This window comes from uncultured Phocaeicola sp. (assembly GCF_948499155.1).
Taxonomy (GTDB): Bacteria; Bacteroidota; Bacteroidia; order Bacteroidales; family Bacteroidaceae; genus Phocaeicola; species Phocaeicola faecalis.
The window spans coordinates 13,692-26,519 of record NZ_CAOOSE010000020.1 but is presented as its reverse complement, the minus strand read 5'-3'; the positions used below and the strand labels follow the sequence as shown (position 1 = coordinate 26,519).

At 42.1% G+C, this 12,828-nt stretch carries 17 protein-coding genes; 4 read left to right on the top strand and 13 right to left on the bottom strand.

What is annotated here, in order from left to right:
• The first annotated feature begins 17 nt into the window (after positions 1 to 17).
• Genes QYT14_RS13525 through QYT14_RS13510 form a run of 4 tightly spaced genes read left to right on the top strand, consistent with a single transcriptional unit; the run spans position 18 to position 1,649 of the window.
• Complete coding sequence (locus tag QYT14_RS13525; RefSeq protein ID WP_005655433.1) at positions 18 to 269, top strand: hypothetical protein; 252 nt, start codon at positions 18 to 20, stop codon at positions 267 to 269.
• On the top strand, positions 262 to 537 hold the full coding sequence (locus QYT14_RS13520; protein ID WP_005655434.1) for a hypothetical protein: 276 nt from the start codon (positions 262 to 264) through the stop codon (positions 535 to 537). Before QYT14_RS13525 ends, QYT14_RS13520 begins: the two co-directional genes overlap by 8 nt.
• Position 538: 1 nt before the next feature.
• Positions 539 to 1,306, top strand: coding sequence for an ADP-ribosylglycohydrolase family protein (locus QYT14_RS13515; RefSeq protein ID WP_005655435.1), 768 nt, complete (start codon positions 539 to 541; stop codon positions 1,304 to 1,306).
• 10 nt (positions 1,307 to 1,316) lie between these two features.
• Positions 1,317 to 1,649 carry a hypothetical protein gene (locus QYT14_RS13510; protein WP_005655436.1) on the top strand — a complete coding sequence of 111 codons (333 nt, stop codon included), beginning with the start codon at positions 1,317 to 1,319 and terminating at the stop codon, positions 1,647 to 1,649.
• Positions 1,650 to 1,692: 43 nt separating this feature from the next.
• Here the strand turns inward: QYT14_RS13510 and QYT14_RS13505 are convergent, their stop codons facing one another.
• The 13 genes from QYT14_RS13505 to QYT14_RS13445 all read right to left on the bottom strand — a co-directional run bounded on the left by QYT14_RS13505 (position 1,693) and on the right by QYT14_RS13445 (position 12,828).
• Positions 1,693 to 4,302: an ADP-ribosyltransferase gene (locus tag QYT14_RS13505; protein WP_032530956.1), complete on the bottom strand. Its 2,610-nt coding sequence runs from the start codon at positions 4,300 to 4,302 to the stop codon at positions 1,693 to 1,695.
• 134 nt (positions 4,303 to 4,436) lie between these two features.
• Positions 4,437 to 4,766, bottom strand: a complete 330-nt coding sequence (locus QYT14_RS13500; RefSeq protein WP_005655439.1) for a hypothetical protein — start codon at positions 4,764 to 4,766, stop codon at positions 4,437 to 4,439.
• Positions 4,766 to 6,190 carry a phage portal protein gene (locus tag QYT14_RS13495; RefSeq protein WP_005655441.1) on the bottom strand — a complete coding sequence of 475 codons (1,425 nt, stop codon included), beginning with the start codon at positions 6,188 to 6,190 and terminating at the stop codon, positions 4,766 to 4,768. The genes QYT14_RS13500 and QYT14_RS13495 overlap by 1 nt, the downstream gene beginning before the upstream one ends.
• Before the next feature lie 15 nt (positions 6,191 to 6,205).
• The gene (locus tag QYT14_RS13490) at positions 6,206 to 7,636 is read right to left on the bottom strand and encodes a phage terminase large subunit (protein ID WP_008642503.1); all 1,431 of its coding nucleotides are present in this window, start codon (positions 7,634 to 7,636) and stop codon (positions 6,206 to 6,208) included.
• Positions 7,623 to 7,967 (bottom strand): hypothetical protein, encoded by a 345-nt coding sequence (locus QYT14_RS13485; protein WP_226768321.1) that lies wholly within the window; start codon positions 7,965 to 7,967, stop codon positions 7,623 to 7,625. Before QYT14_RS13485 ends, QYT14_RS13490 begins: the two co-directional genes overlap by 14 nt.
• A gap of 230 nt (positions 7,968 to 8,197) precedes the next feature.
• The gene (locus QYT14_RS13480) at positions 8,198 to 8,437 is read right to left on the bottom strand and encodes a hypothetical protein (RefSeq protein ID WP_005655447.1); all 240 of its coding nucleotides are present in this window, start codon (positions 8,435 to 8,437) and stop codon (positions 8,198 to 8,200) included.
• A gap of 32 nt (positions 8,438 to 8,469) precedes the next feature.
• Positions 8,470 to 9,075, bottom strand: a complete 606-nt coding sequence (locus QYT14_RS13475) for a hypothetical protein (RefSeq protein ID WP_005655448.1) — start codon at positions 9,073 to 9,075, stop codon at positions 8,470 to 8,472.
• Positions 9,076 to 9,081: 6 nt separating this feature from the next.
• A complete protein-coding gene (locus QYT14_RS13470; protein ID WP_061437367.1) occupies positions 9,082 to 10,197 on the bottom strand; it encodes a DUF4417 domain-containing protein in 1,116 nt (371 codons plus the stop codon).
• A complete protein-coding gene (locus tag QYT14_RS13465; RefSeq protein ID WP_061437368.1) occupies positions 10,187 to 10,624 on the bottom strand; it encodes a hypothetical protein in 438 nt (145 codons plus the stop codon). The genes QYT14_RS13470 and QYT14_RS13465 overlap by 11 nt, the downstream gene beginning before the upstream one ends.
• An 84-nt stretch (positions 10,625 to 10,708) precedes the next feature.
• Positions 10,709 to 11,149, bottom strand: a complete 441-nt coding sequence (locus QYT14_RS13460; RefSeq protein WP_005655451.1) for a hypothetical protein — start codon at positions 11,147 to 11,149, stop codon at positions 10,709 to 10,711.
• Positions 11,149 to 11,565 (bottom strand): hypothetical protein, encoded by a 417-nt coding sequence (locus tag QYT14_RS13455; RefSeq protein ID WP_061437369.1) that lies wholly within the window; start codon positions 11,563 to 11,565, stop codon positions 11,149 to 11,151. Before QYT14_RS13455 ends, QYT14_RS13460 begins: the two co-directional genes overlap by 1 nt.
• Entirely contained in the window at positions 11,562 to 11,819 is a 258-nt protein-coding gene (locus tag QYT14_RS13450) for a hypothetical protein (RefSeq protein ID WP_061437370.1), read from the bottom strand. The genes QYT14_RS13455 and QYT14_RS13450 overlap by 4 nt, the downstream gene beginning before the upstream one ends.
• A gap of 1 nt (position 11,820) precedes the next feature.
• Positions 11,821 to 12,828, bottom strand: coding sequence for a hypothetical protein (locus tag QYT14_RS13445; protein ID WP_061437371.1), 1,008 nt, complete (start codon positions 12,826 to 12,828; stop codon positions 11,821 to 11,823).

Below are 12,828 nucleotides of genomic sequence, written 5' to 3'. Positions count from 1 at the left end.
ATAGAACACATATAGCAATGAAACAGCAAAGAAAAGTTATTCATGTAGAATTGAAAGAGCCATACAAGGGTAAACGTCACTACTACTTTGGAAGCATTACGGCTATATATGAGCTATTGCCAACCGAAGTAGTAGGGGTGTCTAAAGAATCTCTTTGGAATGTTTTAAGGAATGGTGAACACATGGGAAGAAAGGCGATTGTTAGGTATGGCACACTTCATACTAAGCAATCAAACAGAGGCAAAAGAAAGGAGGCTAACAATGGATGAATGTATTACGAAAGAAATGACAAAATCCCTTTTGAAAGCATTTGAGGGCATGAATGAATCTTTAGAAGATTTTCAAAAGGCTTGTGCATCTACAATAGAATCTACAGAAAAGCATATTGTATCGGCTCTTTTTTTAAGAGAATCTGCAATGCTCATTAAACTGGCAGAATCTTCATTTGTTACACGATGGTACTACAAACATAAGTACCGTGAAGCTAAATATCATAGAATTAAAGCAGAGCGTTTTTTCAATCAAAATTTCAAGTAATATGTTAGGAGCAATTATAGGCGATATTGTAGGCTCACGCTTTGAGTTCAACAATACAGATAACTACAACTTTGAACTATTCACAAAGGATAGCACGTTTACAGACGATACAATTTGTACTATAGCGGTAGCGGATGCAATCAATACGGGCGTAAGCTACAAAGAAAAGTTTCTCCAATGGTGTAGGGCATACCCCAATCCGAAAGGGGCATACGGTGGCAGCTTTGCCCGCTGGATAGCCTCAGACAACCCACAACCATATAACAGCTTCGGCAATGGCTCTGCAATGCGTGTTTCCCCGGTTGCATGGGCTTATGACAACTTAGATAAGGTTTTGATGGAGGCAGAGAAAACGGCTATAGTAACCCATAATCACCCGGAGGGAGTTAAAGGAGCTGTAGCAGTCGCACACGCCATTTATTATTTGAGGACAACCCACAATCAGAAAGTATATGAGAATATAATGCAATCGTACTATCCTCAATTCATGGTAAACGATTATTATGCTGGAATATTTGATGAAACGTGTCAAGGCACTGTGCCGCTTTGTTTGAAAATTATTCGTGTAAGCACCTCTTTTGAGGATGCAATCAGACGGGCAATTTCATGGGGTGGTGATAGCGACACGATAGGGGCAATAGTAGGCTCAATGGCAGAAGCACTTTGGGGCATACCAGATAGTTTCATTTGGAATGCTCTAAGAATACTTCCTGATGATATGCGTAATGTTATTGGATGCTTCTATAACACTAAAATCGAAGTAATTTAAACAAGTTGTTATGACAAAAACAAAAAACAACTCATTAACTCACCTTTGCATCTATTACAAAGGAGAGAAAGAATGCCCTTTCAGAGAAGCCGACAAACAAATGTTTTGGCTTGGTGAAAAATGGTGGACTGAGCAAACCGAACTTGCAAGCGATGCCGGGTGTGAACGTATTGCCCCCATCCTAAAAGAGTACACAAATGCCGGGCTATCCAACTTTGAAATGTACGATGGTGTGCCTATCACACTGAAAGCGGTACTTTTCAATAGATACTGCAAGTATGCCGAAAGGACGGATATAGAGGGCTTCAAAGACCTGTATCAATCCACCTATATCAAAGGCTAAACAAAAAGCAAAGGCGCATCAGTAACGGTGCGCCTTTATTGTGTCAATACTTGCAATAGAATCCCATCGAAGTAGTAACCATTTCCTTTATCTCTTTTGGGCTTTGTTCCAAAACTTCCATATCTATATACCATTTACCATTTGTATATTCAGCTTTGGTTATTCTGAATTTAGTGCCACGCTGTAGGATGATTTCATTTTCCCCCGTTGTTGTAGGCTTAGAAGTTCCGTTCCACTTCTTACCCGGACAATAGTCCCCATTGTCATGGCTTGAACCAAATGCAGAAAAAGGCTCTGCGTAGGTCATTTGTGTACCTTTCGGACAATAGATATTCAGACAAACGGGCTTACTTCCAAAGTTCGTATTCCGGCAATTACCACACGACATAAAGGAATCATCCGTACCAACCTTGCCAACAAGCTTAGACGGGTCAGATATATAAGCATCCAAATCAGACAGCCCAAACCGATAGTTTACAAAAGCACTGATTTCGTCACGCTTTACCCAAACATCATCTTTAAGTGTGCTTCGGGCTATATATTGGGTCATATCGGCAATATGCTTTTCAGCTTCGGACAATCTACTACCATAGTAGTGATAATATCCCTTAATAGCACGCAAAGGCTCTGTTATATAACTACTACCAGCCGTATATTGATACATAGCCGCCTTTTCATTGGTGCTTGCAAGTTTCCACATATCCACGGCATTATCAAAGAAATAATCGTTTGCATCTGAACTATGAATAAACCATTTCGCCTCATCCTTTCTTTCCTGCGTAAAATCGGAATCCTTAAACTTAACCTCCTTTACTTTTGATTTACGCTTGGCAGCGGCTTTTTCAATGCTTTCTTTCCTTACATTGAGTTCCGTAATGGTTTGTTGTGCCATTGCTTTATCATTGCCGTTGATTGCATTTTCAAGCTGTGCAATGAGCGATTGGTAAGGCTTGGACTTGGTAGAGAACTTAGATAGGTCGGCATAGTTATCCTTGATGGCTTTCCAATCTATCTTATCTTGAACAATGCCAATCTGTTTAACATAGGCTTGTTGTGACACCTGCCACGTTGGGTACTTCTGTTGTACATTGTGATAGTTACCACCTAAGAAGTCGTATGCTTCAAAATTCAGTTTCTTTAATTGTTGTTCCAAAGAAAGGCTATCCCATTGTGCCAGCTTATCAGCAACCGCCTTGTTTACGGCTTTTGCATCGGCTAAAGAGAACTTTTTAGCCACCTCCATAGGGCTATCTATGTAACCCAGTGAATAAATATCCTTGCCTATAACTTTCAGTTTACGGGCTTCCAACATGATAGCGGACAAATCAGGGTGTTTTAGAGCCTCAGCTAAAGCCGTAGTATCAACGTCAGAAATACCACCCATAACACGGAGCATATTATTACCATAGTGATAGGTCGCTTTTCTCACATTCCACCGTTGCCGGATGGCATTTGCTTCCGCTTCCGTCCGGGCTTCGTGCCGGGCTTTCGCTATCTCTTTTGCAGTCGGTGGATAGATAACCTTTTCATTGTCCCGTAGGAAGTAGGGCAAAGTCCCTTTCTCCGTTGCATCCTTGATGCGTTGCTCATTGTCTTGCATCCACCCGGTAAATTGAGATGGCAGCTCTTTTACCTTTTCCTCACATTCCACCGTTGCCGGATTATCCCCGTCCAAAATCTTATCCAGCATTTCGTCCAATTCTTCTTGTTTTGCCAGTACGGGTACTTGATAGCAACGGCAATTCGGGTGCCACCCTTTCCAACAGAATGTTTTAGGGTACACACCTTTCAAATCATCGCAAATGTCAGATACGGGATGATTGTTGGATAACTTGATTTCAATGCCTACCACAAAGTCGAGTTGCGCCCAACGCTCAAAATCGGCTGTACGATACGCAATGTTGGTTTCAGTCCGTGCAAGCCTTTGGGCGTTACGTGCGGATGAACGGTACACGCCCCGCCCCGGATGAAAATGTTTCGGGCTATCATCCACCCATTTGTAGGAGTTGGCTTCTTTGTCCCAAACCCTGCGTTTCCACTTTCTACCATAGATAGGTTGCCCGTTCTCATCTTCCCCTACCTTGATACGGAAACGCCTGTAAAACTTATCGGGGTCTTGTAGATACTTCTTTATCTGAGCCGCCAAACGATTAGCCGGAACACCCTCACCAATCGCCAAATCCAAAGTATTTTCCAGCTCATCACGGAACATACCCGTATATCGCCAAACCTTTTGAGAGAGATTCAAACCACCGTCACCACTCTTACGGGCAAAGAAAGCATCCATAGCCTCTTTGTTGCGCTTGAAGAAACGGGCAAAGTGATTATCTTTTATTGATTGTTCACCGAACACACTTTTAACCAAAGCATCGTTATTCTCGTTAGATGCAAGCCATTCCTTTTCTACACCGCCCCGGATAATTTGGTAAACACGGCTGTACATATCCCTAAGAATGGGCGTAACTTCCTCACTATACCCATAGTCGGCAAAAGAGAAAGGCTTCCCATCCTCCAACTCCGTACCCTTTACCAAGTTAATTATTCGCTCAAATACTTGTTGGTAGATGATACGGACATTGGCAGCGTAACCCTCCGTTCTCTTGAAAAGCTCCGCTTGCATCTTCTTATAGTCTATGTACTTCTTCTTTGCCATGCCACTACTTTAGTTTAAAGTTGGCGCAATAGTCCTTATCTAAAAACTTGCTGTATTTATGGAAAGGGCATTTGCATAAGAACGGCTCACCTTTCCAGTTCAATTCGTGGAAGTCGAAAGCGTGTTTGCAGTCCCTACAATGGTAGTTCTGCGTTGATGTCTGTTTCTTCTTTGCCATAGTCGCTATCATCTAAGAAACTGTATAACAAATCTTTTTTAGTATTGAAGCAATTACATTCATTATGCTTACAAATTGGGTCTTTATCACCAAAACTTCTATATTCACTTCTTTGCACCTCTACATATATAATTTTGGTATAATACTCCCCCGAAAGGGAACAAGTACCTACAGGTACATCACCTATTACCTCCACTTCAATATTGCTAATTTGGATTTTCTCCGGCTTATTATTGCGCATAATCCAAACCTTATCGCCAACATTGTATTTTGTCTTTATTTCCATTATTCAGCCCCTCCGAAAACGTCCATTTTGTTTAACTCCATTTGTTGCTCCATCCGTTCCGCTTCTTCTTGTTTTAGCCGCTCTATTTCTTGTTTCGCATCTTTTACAAGGTAGGACAATTCTACATAGGTTTCACGGCTCAATGCCCCATCATTGTATTGCTTAGATAGGTCGGCAAGCAATTCGCTCACATCTTCCCCGAAAGGCTCTTGGAACTCATGCCTTAACAGCAAGGCATCATATTCAGCCTTATGCCGATAGTCAAGCACATTACCTAAAATAGCTATCATAAGATTAGCGTGGCGTTTCATATAATCATCGTGCTTTTCCTTGTGGCGTTCTGCCTTGATAACGGCAAGCAACATCACTTTGCGTATAGCCTTTGCCGAAAGGTTGCCTAATGATTTCATATTGTCAAAATCAATGTTGGGCGTGAAAGACTTTGAAAGAATGTGTTTATCCAATCTTTCAAACTCATTCTTTTTGCTTTCGCTCGCCTCATTCCATGTAAGGTAGCGTACATCACCGCCATTTTTGAGAATAAACAGTTTGGCTTCTTCTTCCGACTTTGGCAAGCTATTGAGGATTTCAGAAGTAGCCACCATTGCCGGGTTAGAAAAGCGGTCATTAGTATCTGCATCGGTGCTTTCCATTATTTCAGAGCGTTCAATCATGGGTTGCACCTCCTTATGTTCGGGCGTTTGCTCAAATATCAGCACGGGAATTTTCCCTATTGGATTATCCTTTATCTCAACCTCCCAACCCATTTTGCCACGTTTGGCACGATATACAGTCTCTTTAGTGTATATATCCACATGGTAAACGGTATTGTTGCCTGCCTCTGTCAGATAGTAACCCCACGCAAAAGCGGTAATCCGTTTGTATTGGTCACGAATGGTATAAATATCATCGTTGTTTTCCCGGCTCAACACATTCAGCAAAAGGGATGGTTTATTATCACTATCCCGGTACACATGGTAAAGAATGGCAGAAATGCCCTCCGCACCAGCCAAACGTTTAGCCTCTCTAACTTTGGCATTGAAATGTATTTCATTCAGCCAATCTTTGTAGTTCTGAAAAGCATAATCCGTACCCGTTGAAAGCTGTTGCCATTTTACGGGTCTGCCATAGAGAAACACCAAAGAAATTTCATTGATGAATTGAGGGTAAGGAATGGGGATTTTCCACCGTTTACTCCAACGTAGAAAGTTGCCTTTTTTATCGTAAACGGCTCTATCCTTACGCTCCATCACTTTGTGAGTGTCAATCTTATACTCACGTAAATTATTGGCGGCTTCTTCCGCATGGGCTTTCATCATGGAAAGAGCACGGGTCACATCCTTAGCCGTCAAAAGGTCGGCAAAGTTTTGTTGGTAGCCAATAGCCGCCTTTACCTCGTTAGAAATAATGTTTAATAATCCCATTTTGCTTTATTGTTTTTAAGCGGTTATACCTAATCTGCGTTCTATATCATCGGGTATATCATACTCGTTATAGTCAAACCATGCTCGCATCAGAAACATATCCCTCCAGTCCGGGGAACAACCAATATCCATCTTGATTTCTTCTTTGGGTTTCAATTTTAGTTTCCCGTCCGAATCAGCTTTCCATGTTTGCAGTTGTTCCAGTTCCCTTATGATTTCTTCCTTATCGGCAGTGCTTATCAAATCCTCATCTATCCCCACTTCCGTAGCGTTTATGTGGTCTGCCAGCTTGTAGCCGCATTGGGTCTGTAGGTTTTGGTAGTTTTCACCATTGAAAGGGGTAGAGTTGTTCACGAATCCCTGAATGTCGCAATTATCCACCACTCCACCGCCTACACCGTCCTCATCAACGATACATTTATGGTTGGGTATTCTATACTTCTTTTGCTTGTTGATTATCCACGTCTGAATGTCGGTAGTCTTAGACACGGGAAAACATTGTAGCTCTATGATATGCCAACCGTCCCAAACGGCAAGACGGGCATAGTCAGCTCCGAAGCGTGCAATATCGCCTGTAATATAGTTTGTACCTGTCTTGATTGAAATCTTATTCCCGAATATCTCACAGATTGCATCATGTGAACAAAGGGCGTTGGGGTTATCGTCATATTCCCAATTACCTTTCAAAAGACGTTCACGCTTTACTTTATCCTTTGTGGTTTTCAAGCCCTCTATATAATCGGGGTCTATGAATGGATTTTCTTGTACAAGGCAAGCAAGGTAGTACATATATTCGGGCAATTCCCCTTTCTTATCCGGCTTGTAGAATGTATCATACATCCAATTCTTTTTAGGGTTGCACGTAATGAATAACTTTCGCCTCAACCCCAGTTCATTGTTAAGGTGTCGCCCGATACGTGTTTTCAATGTATCATAAGCTCCAAAATTCACCTCGCCACCCTCTTCAATCCAGCCGCCTGTATATTCGATTGAGCCGTAACGCTCATACAGAGGGTCTCCCGGCTTATATTGCAAGTCCAGTAAGTCAATACGTGAACCGTTGAAAAATTCGATATAATTGTATTGCCCGTTATACTTGTACAAGGTATCATCAACCCCGTACTGATTGCAAACCTTGTAAAATGTGATAAGTGTAGATTGTGTGATACGCTTTAACTCGGCACGTCCGATAAACCACTTTGAACCGGGATAACAGAGGCACATAAACAGAAGCCACACCGCACCCGTCCATGATTTTGCACCCCCGGCAGCACCTCCGTACAAAAGTTCAACGTGTTCATTGTCGGTAAGTATCTTCAAAGCGTGTTCTTGCTTCTCATGCTTCAAACCATCCTTTACGGTGATGAAGTCGAAACAACCACGCTTGAAAAGCTCAATCTTCACTGCAAGTGCCATCGGCACGTCTGTAACCTTACTTCGTGCCATTGCCTGCCTTTATTTTTTCCAGCAAGGAATTGTATTGTAGCAACTCATCCGTAGTAAGAGCCGACAAATCCATGCTGTTGTTGGTTACTTGTGCGTTTACTTCGCTCTCTATCTGTTGGGTGGGTTTACCGAAAACCCTATCAAACAGACTATCTACCGTATAAGTCCTACCATAGCGAATATCTGCGTTAATGGCAGACACCACATTTAGCACCCACACGGGCGTTTTCTTGTTGGGCGTTCCGTCTTTGTTCTTAACCAACCCCTCCAAAGTTTCGGGCGTACTTTCCATCAAGAAACGGATAACCTTATAGTAGTCCTCTTTGCTCATTTCCGGAGCTACCTTTTTGCCCGTAATATCTTTGATGTATTTATACACGGACGGCTTCCTACCCGAATTTTTGGGTTGGTTATCAGATGAAAATCTATTCCCTATTTTATTTCCTTTCTCAAAAAGTGCCATCCGTTGATTTATCGTTGGTTTATGTGTTCTATAAACACACTTACGAAGTAAAGAAAATCGGATAGCGTGATACCGTCCGATTCCCTTTACCCGGTTAATTATTCTATGATACTCTCTTGTGCCTTGTACTTATCCCAAAACCAAAGGATGGTATCACCGCCCTTTTCGTCTATCATTTCATCGTAGGCATCCAATTCCTCCAAAAGGGCGTTTGCCTTGTCAATTACCGAAGTGAGATGCTTTTGCTGATAATCATCAGCATTCCAAACCTCGATTTCACCATTTAATTGCTGCTTGATTACCTTAATCTCATCAGCGGTTAATTCTATCTTCTCCATGTTGCATTGAATTAATTTAAGCAAAAATACCTCTATAGTTTGTATTTCTTGCAGATTTCCTTTACTTTCTTGGTATATTTATCACTTTTACCATGTATCGCTTTAGTAACGGTTTCAGCCCAGAACTCCGACACATTGGTTTCCGCATACTTTCCATACCCGGATTTCTTATTGTCTTTCTTCCAAGACTTAAATAATTTATTCACTTCCTTTCCAGCCGCTTTTTGGTTTGCCCCTGTCATATTTGCATTCCATGTAGCGTGCGCCAACTCATGCGTTACGGTATGGGCTACCGCTTTGTTGGTTTTCGTACTCCACCCACTCGCATAGCCTCTCTTGTGTGAGGCTTCCACAGCTTTTTTCGTTTGCATGAAATGCTTTTTGTTAAGGTAAACACCCTCTGACTTCCCATTAGCCGTAACGTGTACGCCATAAGTGCCAGCCGATAGTTCTGCCAACTTTACATTCTTTTGCCTTACACCAAGTACGGAATGATAGCGTGAAATAGCTTCTTTGGTTGCCTTATACAGAGCCGGGTCTTTCATGTTTACCAAAGGCTCAGGCTTACCAACAGAGCCTTTATATGTTGCATCACCCGGTTGCAGTCCTCCACGTGTTCCACTTGAATTTCGTCCCATAATACTTTACTTCTTTTTTGCGTTAATAAAATCTGTGACGTACAACAGCCCATGTTCACGGCAGAACTTCTGAATTTCCGTACCCCCACCATAAACGATAAGGTTTGGTTTTTCAAGCCCGCTTATTTCTTGGGCTACTTGCAAATCAGATTTAAGGCTTTCCATCCAACCGTCCAGCCCACGGGTAAAGAAAGCATTATATCCTTTGGGAATACCCATTTTGTTGTACTCAATAAACTTGTGAGAAACATTCAAGTCTGCATAAACCTTGATTCCGCATTCTTGGAAGTAACGAGAAAGCCAACGTTTCTTGTAGATAAGCTGAATGCCCCACGCTACAGGCGTTTGGTCGTGGCAACTACAATTCGGCTCTACCACCGCCTTGCATCCGCTTGTGAGTAAATTTATCGGGTCTTTGAAAAGAGCCTCAAAGCGATAATCGTCCACATAGAAATGATATGTCGCCACATCTTTACGCAAACGGCTGTTAGCACCCCACGGAGATAAAGGCAATTCTACCTTTCCAGCTTGCATATCCAATAAGAGATTGGGAATTTCAAAGACGTTATCGCTTTCATAAAGAACGTCCTTAAACATGGAACGGTAGAAAGATTCCTTTTCGGCTTCTTCCTCGCTTTGTTCCTCATCGTCCATTTCTTCCTCTGCGCTTTGGTCGGCTTCCGTTTCCTCTGCCTCTTTAACCGCTTTCTTCTTACCCTTTCCGGGCTTCTCATCATCAGATGGAAAATCAAGCCCAATAAAGCCGAAATCTACATCTTTCCAAAACTCATCCATTTGTAAGGCATTGTAAGCCCAATCGCCATTGTTGATATTATCCCTCAGAATAATATCCTTTTCCTCATCCGGGGTCAGTTCCGAATAAAGAATAACGGGCACATCGGCAAGTTTCAGCTTTCTTGCAGCCTTCAAGCGTTGGTTTCCTGCCAATACCACCAGTTTACCGTCACGCTCCATAACCGCCAAAGGTCGGTGTTTCCAAAAGCCGTTTATCTTTATGGAATCCACCAGCCTTTCAAAGTCATTCTTCGTAATGGTACGGGGATTTTCAGGCAACAAAACCAGCTCCGAAACTTTCTTGTATGTAATCTCACTACATTTCATTCTCAACCTCCGTTTCGTCTTTGATTTCGTCATTCTCCGAAGAATGGGAATCCGGCATTAATTGTTCCTCATCATCTTCTACACAGAAGCCCTTTCTAAAAAGTTCACAGAGCTTCACAAAACGGTAACGCCTGCGGTACTTTACATATACCAGCTTTGCACCTACGGAATCTTTGCCAATAGCATAGAAAGAACCCCGGTAATCAACGGGCAATGCCACCGCACCATAGATACTAACCGAATCATCGGACACGCTCGTAATGGTTGCGTGCCTATCGTATTTGCCATTGATATAAACGTGTATCTTTTCCCCTTGCTTCAAATGCTCTTTTGGGGCAAACCTCCAAAAGTTCCTACCTATATACTCAGACATGAGCAACAAGGCTAAAAAAAACAGCGTTAATCCGATAAGAATATACATACCCATAGCTTATTTGTTTACTTGGTGAATCATATTGCAAATATACTAAATATGCGTTTATCAAACACATATTTAACCGTAAAAAGAATACTAAAAGCCATAAACCAACATTGCACCATCACGTCCATGCTCATTTGTCTGTTTTTGCCATCCAGTCAAAGCCTTAAACCGTTCTTGTGTCAGCTTGGTTACATTGCGTTTCGGGGCAACCATTTCATACTCCACGCCCAACTCTTTTAGATAATCATCCCATATAGAGGCATCCCGTTTCACAGAGCCTACACCTTGCAACTTCTTACGTTCCATTTCACGGCTCATACGCTCCGTTCCGAACCACGTTCTTTGCCGGGGGTCTTCCACCCTTACAATCACTTTGTCACCTATACCAGCCTTATACTCATCATACAAGGAACGTACACGCTCCATCGCTTTATGTATAGGCAAAGAGCATACTTGAAGTAGGGAACGCTGCTTGCTATCCCAAACAGCGAACCCGGTATTTACACCCGTATCAATCCCTACATAAATCATTATTCAGCCTCCATTTCTCCGTTGGGAATCTGATACAGAATAACGCCCTTAATCTCGTTTGCTTCGGCTCTATCTCCGAAAATCTGAGCCATCATAAGGTTATTAGGCAGATATTTGTACCTCACCTCTTTAATGAGCGGCAAACCTATCGGGGCTTCACTTATCACGTGCAACGTCCATAGCCCATCCTCTTTAGATATGGTTACAAAGGCATTCTTATAGAGGAAAGAACCAACTTTATACACTCCGTAATCATCCACATCGGTAAAATCCGCTTTTGCAGTTTCTTCCAGCTTCTTTATGAAGTCGGGGCGCATACGCTTCTTTTTCTTCTTGAAGTATTCAGGGTAAACCACCATACCTTTGTTCTCTTCGTTGGCTTTCGCCAATTTTGCTTGCAATTCTTCTTTGCTCATAGGTCAAATAAATTTTTATAATACTCAAAATTCTTATTTTCTATATTTATATCTTCCGGGTAATGAGTGGCGCATCCGTACCATTCATTGTAGCATTTAGGACAAAACCAGCAATTTAGCACGGCTACATAATAGCCAGTATTAGAAGTACCGTTACATCTATCGCAAATACCAATACCGCCAATTTTAGCCAACTCGTTTCGGCTCAACTCAATCACCTTAAACCTTTTGGGGTTATCTACTATTTTAGCCATATCAGTATATTGTTTCTTGGTAACTTGAAGTAGGAACTTTCCCGGATAGGATAGCGTTTCCACACGTGATAAGCCCGTTATCTTCATCATAAGAGGGGACAAACACAATAACATCGAATCCGTTGCCTTTCAAATCTTCCTCCACGGCTTTATATGGGGTAAACAGCTCATAGCCTCCACTTGTGTGCAAATCGTTCTCATCACAGCTATTTGTTCGGTGCAATGGGGTAATCTTACACATAAATTTATCGGGGTTGAAAAGCTCTCTCAAACACTTGCCGTCTATATGTGTATCATCTGCCAAAGCAAAGTTTAAGGCATATTTCCTGCCAACAGGCATAGGCAGCGATTTTCCAATTTCTGATATTTCACCAAGTGAAAGCGAACTACCCGAAAACAGATAATTTCTTTCTTCATCATTCGTTGTATTGATGGAGAATTGAAGTCCGGCATCACCCTTATAAAACTCGTTCTTTATGTAACACCACTTATGTAAGAACTCAACCAGCTTCTTATTTCTCTTTGGCAGCATTGTACTTATAACCGGGTGTACCAAAGAATCGCCTATAAACGGCTCTATGTCTTTCTTTATACTGATTGCATGAAGCAACACATTTTCGTTCCATGTAGGCTCTCCCATACGTGCATAATGTATGTTTAGGCGGTTCGTGTGCTTCACTTCCGGGTGTTGCTTGATAGCCGTTAGCACTTCTCCTTTCAAATCATTAAAAGTGGCATTTCTCCCAATACCCACTTTTGGAACATCGCAGAACTTGCAGCCCATAGAGCAACCGTACTGTGTGGAAATGGTAATCACCCATTTTTCAGTAAGAGGCATCGGCTCGCCATTGGGTACACCGTTCAAATCACGGGTAATCCCCAAAAAGTCCGCTTTGATATTAGCGTTCTTACCATAATCTCCAACCGTAAGGAACTCCAACATTCCCTTTTCACCTATAGCGGTATATATTTCGCCCGTAGGCACTACTATCTTCTTTTTAATTTCCAT